This is a genomic window from Streptomyces coelicoflavus, from assembly GCF_045041415.1.
Taxonomy (GTDB): Bacteria; Actinomycetota; Actinomycetes; order Streptomycetales; family Streptomycetaceae; genus Streptomyces; species Streptomyces coelicoflavus.
This window is the reverse complement of the sequence record NZ_CP108218.1, coordinates 5,596,979-5,611,812: the sequence shown is the minus strand read 5'-3', so window position 1 is coordinate 5,611,812 and position 14,834 is coordinate 5,596,979. Positions and strand designations below refer to the sequence as shown.

At 73.2% G+C, this 14,834-nt stretch carries 12 protein-coding genes; 3 read left to right on the top strand and 9 right to left on the bottom strand.

The window, feature by feature from the left end; translation table 11 throughout:
• Positions 1–80: 80 nt before the first annotated feature.
• The 4 genes from OHA99_RS24970 to OHA99_RS24955 all read right to left on the bottom strand — a co-directional run bounded on the left by OHA99_RS24970 (position 81) and on the right by OHA99_RS24955 (position 3,126).
• Entirely contained in the window at positions 81–1,919 is a 1,839-nt protein-coding gene (locus OHA99_RS24970) for an LCP family protein (RefSeq protein ID WP_405697934.1), read from the bottom strand.
• 16 nt (positions 1,920–1,935) lie between these two features.
• Positions 1,936–2,640, bottom strand: a complete 705-nt coding sequence (gene nadD / locus OHA99_RS24965; protein WP_153179884.1) for a nicotinate-nucleotide adenylyltransferase — start codon at positions 2,638–2,640, stop codon at positions 1,936–1,938.
• Positions 2,641–2,699: 59 nt separating this feature from the next.
• Positions 2,700–2,867 (bottom strand): hypothetical protein, encoded by a 168-nt coding sequence (locus OHA99_RS24960; RefSeq protein ID WP_153179883.1) that lies wholly within the window; start codon positions 2,865–2,867, stop codon positions 2,700–2,702.
• Between the two features lie 97 nt (positions 2,868–2,964).
• Positions 2,965–3,126 carry a hypothetical protein gene (locus OHA99_RS24955; protein ID WP_007449506.1) on the bottom strand — a complete coding sequence of 54 codons (162 nt, stop codon included), beginning with the start codon at positions 3,124–3,126 and terminating at the stop codon, positions 2,965–2,967.
• 151 nt (positions 3,127–3,277) lie between these two features.
• Between OHA99_RS24955 and OHA99_RS24950 the strand changes: the two genes are divergently transcribed.
• On the top strand, positions 3,278–4,468 hold the full coding sequence (locus OHA99_RS24950; protein WP_405697931.1) for a M48 family metallopeptidase: 1,191 nt from the start codon (positions 3,278–3,280) through the stop codon (positions 4,466–4,468).
• A 30-nt stretch (positions 4,469–4,498) separates the two neighbouring features.
• On the opposite strand, the gene OHA99_RS24945 is transcribed toward OHA99_RS24950, so the two are convergent.
• The 5 genes from OHA99_RS24945 to proB form a co-directional block, all read right to left on the bottom strand.
• A complete protein-coding gene (locus tag OHA99_RS24945; protein ID WP_405697930.1) occupies positions 4,499–5,569 on the bottom strand; it encodes a hypothetical protein in 1,071 nt (356 codons plus the stop codon).
• A gap of 85 nt (positions 5,570–5,654) precedes the next feature.
• A complete protein-coding gene (locus tag OHA99_RS24940) occupies positions 5,655–6,224 on the bottom strand; it encodes a hypothetical protein (protein WP_153179880.1) in 570 nt (189 codons plus the stop codon).
• Positions 6,225–6,321: 97 nt separating this feature from the next.
• On the bottom strand, positions 6,322–7,608 hold the full coding sequence (locus tag OHA99_RS24935) for a glutamate-5-semialdehyde dehydrogenase (protein WP_007449511.1): 1,287 nt from the start codon (positions 7,606–7,608) through the stop codon (positions 6,322–6,324).
• A gap of 96 nt (positions 7,609–7,704) precedes the next feature.
• Positions 7,705–8,235 (bottom strand): hypothetical protein, encoded by a 531-nt coding sequence (locus tag OHA99_RS24930; RefSeq protein ID WP_153179878.1) that lies wholly within the window; start codon positions 8,233–8,235, stop codon positions 7,705–7,707.
• Between the two features lie 137 nt (positions 8,236–8,372).
• Positions 8,373–9,476 (bottom strand): glutamate 5-kinase, encoded by a 1,104-nt coding sequence (gene proB, locus OHA99_RS24925; protein ID WP_282880810.1) that lies wholly within the window; start codon positions 9,474–9,476, stop codon positions 8,373–8,375.
• 395 nt (positions 9,477–9,871) lie between these two features.
• On the opposite strand from proB, the gene OHA99_RS24920 reads away from it, so the two are divergent.
• A complete protein-coding gene (locus tag OHA99_RS24920; protein WP_405697927.1) occupies positions 9,872–11,917 on the top strand; it encodes a hypothetical protein in 2,046 nt (681 codons plus the stop codon).
• Positions 11,918–12,600: 683 nt separating this feature from the next.
• Positions 12,601–14,832, top strand: a complete 2,232-nt coding sequence (locus OHA99_RS24915; protein WP_405697924.1) for a CDP-glycerol glycerophosphotransferase family protein — start codon at positions 12,601–12,603, stop codon at positions 14,830–14,832.
• Positions 14,833–14,834: the final 2 nt, after the last annotated feature.

Here is a 14,834-nt window from a genome sequence, read left to right as displayed (position 1 = left end):
GTTGACCTCAAGGGTCTCACGACCGCCGACACGGGCCCACGCGGAAAAACCGTCCGCCCCGTCCGCCCCGTCCGCCGGCCCTAAGACGCCGGCTTGTAGTCCTGGCCGAGCACCACCGACACCCGCGCGTTCGCGGAGACCTTCCCCTTCGAGACGGAGTCGGTGGGCAGGCCCAGGGTCTTGGCGACCTGGACGGCGTTCTCCTTGTCGGCGGCGTCCGCGTAGACGACCTCCGACGTGGCCTCGGTGCCGGAGGCGGTGCCGCCGGACACGAAGGTGAAGCCGCCGTTGAGGAGGACCACGCGGGCCTTGCCGGTGCGGTCCTCGTCGCCGGTGGCGTTGCGGACCGAGACGCTGACCGCCGCGTCCTTGTCGGGGCTCTTGGCGGTGCCGCCGAGGACGTCCTTGACGACGCTGTCACTGGCCTCGGCGCTGAGCCGGCCGTCGTCCTGGACGGGCAGCAGCGCGGTCTTGAAGTCGCCGCCCTTGGCGCGGTCGGAGAGCCCGGCGAGGAAGGTGCCGAGGTCCTTCTCGGTCAGCGGCGGGTCGAGGATCAGCCCGAGGGTCTGGACGGTGGTCGTCGCGGCCTGCGGGTCGGAGGACAGCTTGCGCAGGACGCCCTGCATGACCTGCCCGAACCGCTGGAGCTGGGCGTTGGCCTCCTCGCCCTTGGCGCTGTAGGTGGCGTAGGCGACGGCCATCTTGCCGCTGAGGGTCTGGCCCTCGCCCTTGTGCACGAGGGGTGCCGCGCCCTTGCCCTTGTCCTTGGCCTCGGGGTCGGGCACGTCGGCGTCGGTGTCGACGTCGATGTTGCCGACCAGGTCGACGAGGATCTGGAGGTAGGGGGTGTCCAGGCGCCAGGTGCCCTCGATGTCGGTGCCGAGGGCCGAGTCGAGGGAGGTACGGGTCGCGTCGGGACCCGAGTCGTCGACGGACTTGGCGAGCGTGGTGGTGCTGCCGTCGTCGCCGGTCAGGGCGAGCGCGTTGGGCACCAGCACGGCGGTGCCCTGCTTGGTGGTGGTGTTGTTGACGAGCAGCGCGGTGGAGGTGCCGCCGCCCTTGGTGTCGTGCAGGTGGACGGCGATCACGTCGCGCTTCTGGGCGCCCGCCGTCGTCGTACCGCCGCTCTTGTCGTCGGAGGAGGACACGCCGGGCAGCTTCCCGGCGTACCAGAGGTAGCCGACGCCGCCGACCGCGACCAGCGCGAGGACGACGACCAGGGCGACGATGCGCGAGCGTGCGCGCCGGCGGGCCTCCTCGCGGCGTTCGGTGCGGTTCTCCGTGAACTTCATCCAGTCGATGACGTCCTCGGAGTCGCCGGCCGGCTCCTCGACGAAGGCGAACTGCTCAGTGCGGTAGTCCCCGCCGTCGGCGGCCGAGGGCTCGTCGGTGTCCGTCCGCTCCCGCTGCCCGGCCGGGCCCGCCTGCTGCGGGATGTGGGCGGTCTGCTCGGCGACCCGCGGCTGCGGGCCGCTGCTCGCGGCCCGGCCGTAGGGGTCGTACGGCTGCTGCGGGGCCGGGCCGCCGCCGTGCGGGGCGCCGGGGTGGCCGCCGTAGGCGTCGTAGCCGGGCGCGGGCGGCTGCGGGGGCTGCTGACCGGTGTCGTAGCCGCCCTGGGAGCCGTAGGGGTCGTAGGGCTGCTGCACGGGCTGCTGGGTGCCCGTGGCGTACGGGTCGTAGCCGTAGCCCTGCTGCCCGTACTGCTGCTGCCCCTGGAGCCCGTGCTGTCCGTGCTGTTGCGCGTACTGCTGTCCCTGCTGCTGCGCGTACGGGTCGTACTGCTGCTGCCCGCCGGGCTGGGGCGGGACCTGGCCCTGGGCGGGCCCCTGGGCCTGGCGGTACACGGGGCGGCCGTACTCGTCGTAGCCGACGAGTTCGTACTGGTCGTCGCCGTGTCCCGGGTCGTATCCGTCGTTCACCGGTGCCCCTCTCGGCTCACTCGCCGCGGTACAGCCGGCGTTTGTCGATGTAGCGCACGACTCCGTCGGGCACCAGGTACCAGACGGGATCGCCCTTGGCGACTCTCGCACGGCAGTCCGTGGAGGAGATGGCGAGGGCGGGGACCTCGACCAGCGAGACGCCGCCCTTGGGGAGTCCGGCGTCCGTGAGGGTGTGGCCGGGCCGGGTGACGCCGATGAAGTGGGCGAGGGAGAACAGCTCCTCGCTGTCGCGCCAGGTGAGGATCTGGGCGAGGGCGTCGGCCCCGGTGATGAAGAACAGGTCCGCGTCCGGGTTGAGGGCGTGCAGGTCGCGGAGGGTGTCGACGGTGTAGGTGGGGCCGCCGCGGTCGATGTCGATGCGGCTGACCGAGAACTGCGGGTTCTCCACGGTCGCGACGACCGTCATCAGATAGCGGTCCTCGGCCGCGGAGACCGCGCGGTGGCTCTTCTGCCACGGCTGCCCGGTCGGCACGAACACCACCTCGTCGAGCTGGAACTGCGCGGCGACCTCACTGGCCGCCACGAGGTGTCCGTGGTGGATCGGGTCGAAGGTGCCGCCCATGACGCCCAGGCGTCGCTTGCCCGACGTCGGGCCGTCGCCCGGACCGTTGACCGGGCCGGGGGCGCGGGCGGGCACCGCGTTCTGCGTGCCGCGCGCCGGCGCGTGCGCCGGGCCGGTAGGCGTGTCGTGCTCTCCCATGCGAGCAGACCCTACCGGCCCGCCCGGAGCGACCCGGTCGCGCCCACGGAACCGCCCGCTCAGCGGTCGCGGTTGAACCGGGTGGTGATCCACAGCAGAAGCAGCAGGACGATCAGCGCACCGAAGCCGGTGACGTAGGGGCTGAGGCTCGCGTGGTTGCCGCCGTGCTCCTCGCCGCCCTCGGCGGCGAGGGTGACGAACTGGGCGGCGCTGAGGGGAAGGCTCATCTTCGGCAGGACCTATCCGGTGTGGGCGGGACAAGACGTCCGCTCATCGTATGCGGGCGGGCGAGGACCGGGGCGACCGGGGAACCTTCGGATCTCCTCAGTCGTCCTTCTGCTTGTACCCCCGCAGCAGGAACCACGCGGTCAGCACGCAGCCCACCACCATCACGATCAGGACGATCCGGAGCAGATTCCCCGGCCCCTGCTGCTCGGCGGCGGTCGCGGCCCCGGCGAGCCAGTCGGTGTGGGGGAGGTGCTGCATGGTGTGGACTCCTTCGACGTACTGCCCGTCCACGGTATCGCCGCCTAGGCTGGGCCCGGCTCCTGGGGTGCAAAGGGCCGCACAAGGGTTCGCAAAGGCCAGACATACGTACAGGTCACAGATCTTCATACATCCGTATATGGGGGAAGAGATGTCCGACAGCCACGACAACGGGCACGAGCACGTGCCGAGCAGGCAGCGCAGGCGCTTCCCCGGCATCTCCTCGCGTGCGTACGAGCACCCGGCCGACCGCAGCGCGCTGGTGGCGCTGCGCAAGCTCAGCGGCTTCGACACGGTCTTCAAGGCGCTGAGCGGCCTGCTGCCCGAGCGGAGTCTGAGGCTGCTGTTCCTGTCCGACTCGGTGCGGGTCTCGGACCGGCAGTTCGCCCATCTGAACGTCATGCTGCGCGACGCCTGCTACATCCTGGACCTGGAGAAGGTTCCCGCGATGTACGTCAAGCAGGACCCTGCTCCGAACGCGATGTGCATCGGCCTGGACGAGCCGATCATCGTCGTCACCACGGGCCTGGTCGAGCTGCTCGACGAGGAGGAGATGCGGGCGGTCGTCGGGCACGAGGTCGGGCACGCCCTGTCCGGGCACGCGGTCTACCGGACCATCCTGCTCTTCCTGACCTCGCTGGCCGTCCGGGTCGCCTGGATCCCGCTGGGCAACGTGGCGATCATGGCGATCGTGACCGCGCTGCGCGAGTGGTTCCGCAAGTCGGAGCTGTCCGCCGACCGCGCGGGCCTGCTGGTCGGCCAGGACCTCCAGGCGTCGATGCGGGGCCTGATGAAGATCGCGGGCGGCAATCACCTGCACGAGATGAACGTGGACGCCTTCCTGGAGCAGGCCGAGGAGTACGAGGCCAGCGGCGACCTGCGCGACTCCGTGCTGAAGATCCTCAACGTGCTGCCCCGCTCGCACCCGTTCACCACGGTCCGGGCCGCCGAGCTGAAGAAGTGGGCGGCCTCCCGCGAGTACCAGCGGACCATGGACGGCCACTACCCGCGCCGCGACGAGGACAAGGACACCTCGGTGCGGGACTCCTTCCGGGAGTCCGCGTCCCACTACGCCACGCACGTGCGCAGCTCCAAGGACCCGCTGATGAAGCTGGTCAACGACATCGCGGGCGGCGCCGGCGACCTCGGGGACCGGATGCGGCGGGGCTTCGGGGGCTTCGCGGGCTCCCAGCCGAGGCCGCCCAAGGACGGGGACGGGCCGGCGGAGGGCTCCGGCGGTTCGCGGGGACCGGAGGGCCCCGGGAGCGACGGGAGCGACGGGGACAACGGGAGCGGCGGTCCGCGGTCCCCGCGGGACGGCTCTCCGCGCGACGGGGCCTGACGCCCCGCCCGGCTCGGTCCTTCGGCCGGCTCACGCCTTCGGCCGGGCGCCCTGCGCGAGGCTGCCGCACAGGGCGGTGGCCCGGTCCGAGGTGTACGGGTCGGTGGCGGCGGGGAGGCCGGTTCCGGCCTGCCGGCCGGCCAGCAGCGGGCGGAGGTAGTCCGCCGAGTCCTCGGCGCAGGACAGCGGCCCGGCCTGGACGTAGGAGGCGACGAGCCGGGTCTGGTGCAGCCGCAGGTCGTCCCGGTCGAAGCGGAGGCGCAGCTCGCGCCGGACGGTGAACAGCGACTCCTCGGCCCGCGCGTCGCCGGCCGGCCGCAGCGCGTACACCATGGTGTGGTCGGTGGTGACCTCCAGGGTGGACGCGTCGCTCTCCACGATCCGCAGGCTGCCGTCCACCCGGATCCGCGGGTCGGCCAGCTCGGCGCGGGCGGGGTCGAAGCGGATCAGCCATCCGGTGGGCGCGTGTCGGCCGTCCGCGGCGGGGCCCTCGAAGCTCTCGTCGAACTGCTGGAGCTGGTCCGGGTCGAGGAGCACCCGCACGGAGCGGACCTCCCCGCCGCCGAGGACGTCCGGGTCGAGGGCCGAGCGCAGGATGTAGTTCTTGGCGGTGGTGAGCGCGTTCATCACCTGGTCCTCGGAGAAGTGCGCCGTGCGCCGGGCCCCAGGAAGCGGGACACCCTGGGCCGCGGTCCTGAAGTGCGCGGCGGGACTGTGCGCGTACAGGGACGCGGCGTCGTCGGCGCCGGGCACCCGGTCCCGCGGCGCGAGCGGGACGAGGGTCATCCGCGCCGGTTCGGCGGCCCGCTCCCCGGCGGGGTCCTGGTAGGGGTGCCGTACGCCCATGTAGATGGCGGTGCCGAAGGCGACGGCGATCAGCAGGACGAGGATCAGCGCCTGCCGGGACAGTCCGGCCCGGCGCAGCGGCGGGCGGCGGCGCACGGCGGGCGCGTGGTCGGTGATGCGTTCTTGGGCGGAGAACTCCTGGAGCGGGGCAGCGCGCACGAACGATTCGTCGAAGACGACGGATCGGTACTCGTCCTCGCCGCCTCCGGGGGCGCCCTCGGGCGTTCCTCCGGGCGGACCGCCAAGCCCTGCCATACCTTCAGAGTGAGTCTGCGGAAGGGCGCGTAAACGCACCGGTGCAGGTCAAGTTGGGACAGCTTGGCGCCGGTCGGCGGGCAGGTCAGGGGCTGCGCGGAAGCACCGGCACGGCCGGCCGGGAGTAGTCGGCGGAGGCCGAGGGCGTCGCGGTGCCGCCCTGCTCGGGGCCGGTCGAGGCGGGCGGGGGCACCTGCTGCGGGCCGCTGCCCGAGGAGGCGCCCCGGTAGACGGCCGCGAAGGCCAGCGCGACCATGCCGATGCCCATCGCGAGGGCGAGCAGCCAGGCGACGGGCCGGTGCCAGCGGGCCTGCTTGCCGTAGGCCGCGGGGGCGCCGTAGGGGCGGTCGAGGGGGTCGCGGTCGTCGTCCGGGTCGTCGAGGTCGGGATCATGGCCGAATTCGCCGTACCCGTCGTCGTAGCGCTCGGCTCTGCTGCGGCCGCGGCGGGCCGCTTCCGCCTCGGTGGCCTCGGCTCTGGCCTCCGCGGCGGCCAGGAGGCGTTCGACGGCGGTCGGCTCGTGCACCGCGGCCGCCTGTACGAAGGCCTCGTCGAAGACCACGGAGGCGAACTCTTCGTCCGACACCCCGCGGTCGTGGTCGTCGTCGGGCTCCCTGCCGTCCGGGAACGGCGTGCCCCCCACGTCCTCCGGCACGGGTCCAGACTAGACCTGGGGGGTCGTTTTGGGCAGACGGCGGGGAAATTCTCCCGGTGGGTGAGATGCCCCGATCGGTGCGTCCGCCGCCCGGATGTCAGCGGCGTACGTGTCCGTCGCCGGTGACGATGTACTTGGTGCTGGTCAGCTCCGGCAGCCCCATCGGGCCCCTGGCGTGCAGCTTCTGCGTGGAGATGCCGATCTCGGCGCCGAAGCCGAACTGGCCGCCGTCGGTGAAGCGGGTGGAGGTGTTCACAGCGACGGTGGTGGAGTCGACCAGCTGGGTGAAGCGCCGGGCGGCCTGCTGCGAGGTGGTGACGATGGCCTCGGTGTGGCCGGAGGTCCACAGCCGGATGTGCTCGACGGCCCGGTCCAGGGAGTCGACGACGGCCGCGGCGATGTCGTACGACAGGTACTCGGTCTCCCAGTCCTCCGGCGTCGCCTCGACGACGGTCGCCCGGGAGTCCTTGGCGTACGCCGTCACGCGTTCGTCGGCGTGCACGGTGACCCCGGCCTCGGCGAGGGCGTCCAGCGCGCGGGGCAGGAACTCGGCGGCGATGTCCTGGTGGACCAGGAGGGTCTCGGCGGCGTTGCAGACGCTGACGCGCTGGGCCTTGGAGTTGATCAGAATGTCGACGGCCATGTCGAGGTCGGCCTGCGCGTCGACGTAGACGTGGCAGTTTCCGGTGCCGGTCTCGATGACGGGGACGGTGGACTCCTGGACGACGGTGTTGATCAGCGAGGCGCCGCCGCGCGGGATGAGCACGTCGACCAGGCCGCGGGCCCGCATCAGCTCGCGCACGCTGTCGCGGCTCTCGCCGGGCACCAGCTGCACGGCGTCGGCGGGCAGCCCGGCCCCGCCCACGGCGTCGCGGACCACCCGGACCAGGGCGGTGTTGGACTGGTAGGCGGAGGAGGAGCCGCGCAGCAGCACCGCGTTGCCGGACTTCAGGCACAGGGCGGCGGCGTCGACCGTCACGTTGGGCCGGCCCTCGTAGATGATGCCGACCACGCCGAGCGGCACCCGGACCTGGCGCAGGTCGATGCCGTTGGGCAGGGTGGAGCCGCGCACGACCTCGCCGACCGGGTCGGGCAGCGCGACGACGTCGCGCACGTCGGAGGCGATGGCGCGGACCCGCTCCGGGGTGAGGGTGAGCCGGTCGATGATGGCCTCGCTGGTCCCGGCGGCGCGGGCCTTGGCCACGTCCTGGGCGTTGGCCTCGACGATCTCGCTGGTCCGGACCTCGAGGGCGTCCGCGACGGCGAGCAGCGCGTCGTCCTTGGCGGCCCGCGGCAGCGGCGCGAGGTCGGCCGCGGCGGCCTTGGCCCGGTAGGCGGCCCGGGCGACGGGGGACATCGAGTCGTACGGCGAGAGCGTGGTCATGGGGGAAGGGTAGTGCGCGCGGTGGGGGCGTACGCCTGCCGTCCCATCTCGCGAGATATGCCGGAAGACGGGGCGGAAGCCGGACCGGGGGACGGGTCAGAACGGGTGGACGCCGACCGGTGTCGCCGGAGCGGGCCCGTACCCGGCGGCGATGCGCTGGTGGTAGGTGGCCCGGTCGATGACCTCGAGGCCGACGATCTCCCAGGGCGGCAGCCCCGCGGTCTGCCGGTGCTCGCCCCACAGGCGCAGGGCGACGGCGGCGGCGTCGTGCAGGTCGCGGGCCTCCTCCCAGTACCGGATCTCCGCGTGGTCGTCGGCGTAGCGGCTGGTCAGCAGGAAGGGGTGGTCGTGCGCGAGCTGTTCGAGCGCCCGGCGCACCTCGGTGAGCGGGGCGCGGGCGCCGGAGACGCTGAGGGTGACGTGCCACAGGCGCGGGACGTGCTCGGGCTCCTCGCCGCGGAACCGGTCGCCGGCGGCGACGCTGGTGAGGGCGCGCTCCTCGCCGCCCGCGCGGTTCGCGCCCCGGGCGGCGCCGGAGCGCGCGCCCGTTGCGCCGCGGGTGCCCGCACCACCGCGGGAGGCGCTGCCACCGCGGGGCGCCGCCGTCCCAGGGCGTACTCCGCTCACGACGGCCCCTCCTTCACGCACACGGCTCGGCCCGGTGGTCGGCCGGGCTTGTCCCTGAGGAAAGTTGAGCAGGCCGCGCGAGATCGCGGGGCGGTTTTGCGGAACGTCCACCGCCGATTCGGGGACGTTTCGACCCATTACGGGTGCAGGATCACCAGATCGTCCCTGTGTACGACCTCACGTTCGTACGCGGGTCCGAGTTCGCGCGCCAGTTCCCGGGTCGAGCGGCCGATCAGCCGGGGCATCTCCTTGGCGTCGAAGTTGACCAGTCCCCGGGCCACCGCACGGCCCGCGCCGTCCCGCAGCTCGACGGGGTCGCCCGCGGCGAAGTCCCCTTCGAGGCCCGCGATACCGGCCGGCAGCAGCGACTTGCGGCCCTCCACCACCGCCCGTACGGCGCCGTCGTCGAGGACCAGCGCCCCCTGCGGGGCGGAGGCGTGCTGGAGCCACAGCAGCCGGTGGGCGGAGCGGCGGCCGGTGGCGTGGAAGTACGTGCCGGTGTCGCCGCCGGCCAGGGCGTCGGCCGCGTGGACCGCGCTGGTCAGCACCACGGGGATGCCGGCGGCGGCGGCGATCCGGGCCGCCTCGACCTTGGTGACCATGCCGCCGGTGCCGACGCCCGCCTTGCCGGCGCTGCCGATCTCGATGTCGGCGAGGTCGGCCGGGGCGTGCACCTCGGCGATCCGCGACGTGTCCGGTCTGCTCGGGTCGCCGTCGTACACGCCGTCCACGTCGGACAGCAGCACCAGCAGGTCGGCGCGGACCAGGTGGGCGACGAGGGCGGCGAGGCGGTCGTTGTCGCCGAAGCGGATCTCGTCGGTGGCGACGGTGTCGTTCTCGTTGACGATCGGGAAGGCGCCCATCGCCAGCAGCTTGTCGAGGGTGCGCGACGCGTTGCGGTGGTGGGCGCGGCGGCTCATGTCGTCGCTGGTCAGCAGCACCTGGCCGACGCGGACGCCGTAGCGGGCGAAGGAGGCGGTGTAGCGGGCGACCAGGAGCCCCTGGCCGACGCTGGCGGCGGCCTGCTGGCGGGCCAGGTCCCTGGGGCGGCGGCGCAGGCCGAGGGGGGCGAGCCCGGCGGCGATGGCCCCGGAGGAGACGAGGACGACCTCCTTGTCGGCGCCGCGCACCTTGGCCAGCACGTCGACGAGCGCGTCGACCCGGTCGGCGTCCAGGCCGCCCGCGGCGGTGGTCAGCGAGGAGGAACCGACCTTGACGACGATCCTGCGGGCCTCGCCCACGGCCTGCCTGGCCCCCGGCCCTGTCCCCGGCGTTGCCCCTGCCACGGCCCCGTCCGCCTCTCCCGTCGACACGCGCCGATCCCTGCGCTCGCCAGGCAATCTACGCGACGGCGCACACGCGCCGCACCAGAGTTCACGCTGCGGACGGGGCGCTCGGAGCCCGCCGGGTCCGGGCCGCGTCAAGGCCCGGCGTCAACGCGCGCGTGTCGTCCGGCGGTCACCGCGCGTTAACCCGGTTGTCCGATGCGCGACGAGTCTGGAGCGACGCAGTGCCCCTGTCCCATCCCCGCCGCCGCCGTCTCCCACGCCGCCGTCTCCCCCGTCGGCCCCGGCCGTTCCGGCCCGTCCGGCGGGCCCGTGGCCCCCGCTTCGGCCTGCCCGGGCGGCGGACCGTCGTGAAGCTGCTGGTCCTGGGCGTGCTGGCGGCCGCCTTCGCCGCTCAGGCCCTGGGCGCGCTGCTGCCGCACGTGCCGCTGCTGCTGGCGGCGAGCGCCGCCTCGCTGGCCGCCGAGGGGGCGCTGTACCGGTGGCAGCGGGGCATGGTGTCGCTGTTCGCCAAGTCGCACGCCGACGTCACCGTCCGGCACGTGCTGCGCGACCTGCTGCTCGTGGTGGGCCTGCTGCGCCTCGGCGAGCAGCACCGCGAGGGGGCGTACGCCCCGCTCGTCGCCGGGCTGCTCCTCTTCTACGCGCTGCACTGGGCGATCCAGGCGGTGTCCGTCCTGGTCCGGCGCACCCGCACGCTGCCCGTGGTGACCCGGAACGTGGACGCCTCGGCGCTGCGGCTGACCCCGGCACCCCCGCTGCTGCTGCGCCGCCCCGGGCACCGGCTGGCCGCCTTCGGGCTGCCCGCGACGGCCGGGCTGCTGGCGACGGCGGCGACCGACGCGCCGGTGTACGGGGCGGCCGGGCTCGCGGTGTCCCTGGCGGTGGCGCTGACGGGCCTGGGCGCACTGCTGCTGCGGCTGCTGCCGGGCCGCCGGCCCGCCGGTGAGCAGGAGGTGCTCGACTGGTTCGACGCGTGGCTGGCCCGGTACCGGCCCACCGTCGGCCTGTACTTCTCGGGCGGGGCCTCCTCGGCGTACCAGGCGAACATGTGGCTGGAGCCGCTGGCCGGGCTGGGCGGGCGGCCGGTGATCGTGCTGCGGGAGCGGCACATGGTGCAGCGGATCGCGGCGACCGGCATCCCGGTGGTGTGCCTGCCGAAGGTGTCCACGCTGATGCGCCTGGAGCACTCCACGCTCCGCGTCCTCCTGCACCCCTCCAACTCGGGGAAGACCTCCCAGGTCCTGCGCATCCCGACCATCAAGCACGCCTTCGTCAACCACGGGGAGAGCGACAAGCTGTCCTCCTGCAACCCGTACGCGAAGGCCTACGACGAGGTGTGGGTGGCGGGCCCCGCGGCGCGCGAGCGGTACGCGCTGGCGGAGGTCGGCGTCGAGGACAAGGACGTGGTGGAGATCGGCCGCCCGCAGCTGGATGCCGTACGGCCGTACGCGGGGCCGCCCGCGCCGGGGGCGTTCACGACCGTGCTGTACGCGCCGACCTGGGAGGGCTGGGACGGCAACCCGGGCAACACGTCGGTGGTCGAGGCCGGGGAGAACCTGGTGCGGGCGCTGCTCGCGGACCCGGGCGTACGGCTGCTGTACAAGCCGCATCCGCTGACGGGGTCGGTGGACCCGCGGGCCCGCGCCGCCGATCTGCGCCTCCGGGAGCTGGTGCGGGCGGCCAACCGGGAGCGGGGCGGGCCCCGGCCGGACGCGTCGGCGGCCGTCGCCCTGGCCCGGCGGACGGCGGAGCTGGACCGGCTCACCACGGCCGGGTTCCGGTCGGCGGCGGACCAGGCGGAGCGGATGCTCCGGCAGCCGGCCCCGGAGCCCGGGCGGTCCGGGGCGGTGCGGCGGGCGGAGGCCGCCTGGGAGGACGCGTACTGGGCGTCGCTGCCCGAGTGGGAGCACCAGGTCGTCACGGACGCCCGGCCGCCGCTCTACGCCTGCTTCAACCGGGCCGACCTGCTGGTCAGCGACGTGTCGAGCGTGATCAGCGATTTCCTGGCGAGCGGCAAGCCCTACGCGGTCGCCAACACCGGCACGCTGGCCGAGGACGTGTTCCGCAAGTCCTTCCCGACGGTGGCCGCGGCGACCGTGCTGACGCCGGACGCGTCCGGGGTGCCGGCGCTGCTCGCGTCGGTGCGGCATCCGGAGCGGGACGAACTCGCCGGGGAGCGCGCCGCGTTGGCCCTGCGTCTGCTGGGCCCGGCCGAGCCGCCGTCCCGGGAGCGCTTCGCGGGTGCGGTACGGGACCTGTGCGCGGCGGCGGTGCGGCACCGGGCCAGGATGGCGGAGCGGCTCGCCGCCGACCTGCCGCTGCCCGGCCCGCGCCGCGAGCCCGCCCGGCCGTCCGGCACCTCCGCGGCCCCGGAACCGCGCGGCCGCGGCTGAGCCCGCTTCCCGGCTTCAGGCTCCTGCTGCTCCCCGGCTTCAGGCTCCCTGCTTCAGGCTCCCTGCTTCGGCTTCACAGCTTCGGGCTTCACAGCTTCGGCTTCCCGGCTTCCCGGCTTCCGGCTTCGGCGGGCGCCCCGCCTGTCACAGCATGGTCACGAAACATGCCCCCGGGTGGGGCGGTCCGGTCCGCCCCCGCCGCCGGTGGCCCCGCCCCGGGCGCGACGGCCGATGCCGTCGCCCGGCGGTTCGCGGCCGGGGCGTCGCACTCGTCCCCGCCCCTCCGGCGCCCGCGCCCGTGCGCGCCGCCCTGCCCTGCTCCGCCCTTGACCAGCCAGCTCGTCCCCCTGTCCCACGGGTCGCGGTCACCGGGCGCGTACGCGTCCGCGGGCGGCGGAAAACGAGTAGGGCACATGGGGCGGAAACCGACGCAAGTCGGTAAAGAGGACAGGGGGGCCGAATGTGAGGAAGTTCTCCGGCCGCTTCGGCACGGCCCATTCCGGCCGCCGGTGCGGCCATTTCCCGCTGTGGCGGGGCACAGGGTGTCCGACTACCGTGCCCGCGGAAACTCCGCGTGAATCCTTTACGCTGATGCGGCGGCGCGCTCCAGGCCCGAGCAGTGCGGAGCGCGTTCCGGTCCCAGCCCGCGGTCCCGTGGTCAGTTCTCGGAACAGGTTGTAAGGATGCCCAAACTCTCTCTCGTCGTCCCCGTGTACAAGGTGCAGGGCTATCTGCCCGAGTGCCTTGACTCCATACTCGGACAGGACTGCACGGACTTCGAGATCATCGCGGTCGACGACTGCTCGCCCGACGGTTCAGGGGCCATTCTCGACGAGTACGCGAAACGCGACGACCGGATTCATGTGATTCACCTCACGGAAAACGTGGGGCTGGGACGCGCACGCAACGCCGGACTGGAAAAGGCCACCGGCGATTACGTGTTGTTCCTGGACAGTGACGACACGTTGTCGGACGGCGCCCTGGCGGCCATTCGGGACCGGATCGACGCCACGGGCGATCCCGAGATCCTGATCTTCGACTACGCGCGTACCTACTGGGACGGCCGTGTCCGCCCGAACCTGCGGGCCGACGTGCTCAAGGAGGAGGGCCCGGACACCTTCTCCCTCGCCGAGCGCCCCCAACTGCTCGACCTGCTCCAGATCGTGTGGAACAAGGCCTACCGGCGCGACTTCGTCACCCGGACCGGCCTCACCTTCCCGCCCGGCTACTACGAGGACGCCCCCTGGACGTTCTGCTCGCTGATCAGCACCGAGCGGATCGCCGTCCTGGACCGGGTCTGCGTGTACTACCGGCAGCGGCGCGAGGGCGGCAACATCCTCAAGACGGTCAGCCGCAAGCACTTCGACGTCTTCGACCAGTACCAGCGGGTCTTCGACTACCTCGACGCGCACGAGGAACTCGCCGAGTGGCGCGCCCCGTTGTTCCGCAAGATGGTCGACCACTACCTGACCGTCCTGGAGCGGCCGGGCCGCCTGCCGCAGGACGCGCGCGCCGAGTTCTTCCACCGGGCGTCGGCCGACTACCGCGCCCGCGTGCCGAAGGGCTTCACCCGCCCGGGCGGCGGCCGCGGCCACAAGTACGGCATGCTCGAGCGCGACGCCTACACGACCATGGTCAGCGCCCTGGCGGCGGTGAAGCTGCGCCAGCGGGTCAGGACCCGCACCCGCACCGCCCTCAACCGCTCCAAGCGCGGCGCGATGGGCGCCTTCTACCAGTCGCAGCTCCGGCTGCCGCTGGACGACGACCTGGTGCTGTTCTCCGCCTACTGGAACCGCAGCGTCTCCTGCAATCCCGCCGCCATCGACGCCGAACTGGCCCGGCTGGCCCCGCACATGCGCCGGGTCTGGGCGGTCCGCGCGGAGCACGCGGGCCGGGTGCCCAAGGGGGTGGAGGTCGTCCGCGTCGGCTCACGCGAGTACTGGTCGGCCGTGGCCCGCGCCAAGTACCTCGTGAACAACGTGAACTTCGCGGACTCCGTGGTCAAGCGCCAGGGCCAGATCCACGTGCAGACCCACCACGGCACACCGCTGAAGACGATGGGCCTGGACCAGCAGAAGTACCCGGCCTCCACCGACATGGACTTCGAGAAGCTCCTGGAGCGGTGCGACCGCTGGGACTACAGCATCAGCGCCAACCAGTTCTCGACCGTGATCTGGGAGCGGGTCTACCCCTGCTCGTACACCACGCTGGAGACCGGCTACCCGCGCAACGACGTGCTCGTGAGCGCCACGGCGGAGGACGTGCGCGCGGCCCGCGCCGCGCTCGGCCTGGCCGACGGCGCCAAGGCCTTCCTGTACATGCCGACGCACCGCGAGTACCAGCCGGGCTTCACCCCGCCCCTCGACCTGGGCAGGTTCGCCCGCGAACTCGGGCCCGACGTGACCCTGCTGGTGCGCGGCCACTACTTCTACGGCAGCTCCCCGCACGTCGACGAGCTGCGCCGCACCGGCCGCGTCGTCGACGTCTCCGGGCACGCCCGGGTGGAGGAGCTGTACCTCGCGGCCGACGCCCTGATCACGGACTACTCCTCGGCGATGTTCGACTACGCCGTCCTGAACCGCCCGATCATCAGCTACGTCCCCGACTGGGACGTCTACTCCGCGGTGCGCGGCACCTACTTCGACCTGCTCCAGGAACCGCCCGGCGCGGTGGCCACGACGCAGGCGGAGCTGCTGAAGCTGCTTTCCTCCGGCGCGTACGACAGCCCGGAGACGACGGAGCGCCGGGACACCTTCCGCCGGCGTTTCTGTGAATTCGACGACGGACACGCAGCCGAACGGGTCGTGCGACGCGTCTTCCTCGGTGAAGAGAGCCTGCCGCCCATCGTCCCCTTCGACGAACGCCACCACGCCCCCACCCCCGCCCAGGCGCTCGAACTGGTCGAGCGGGCCTGACC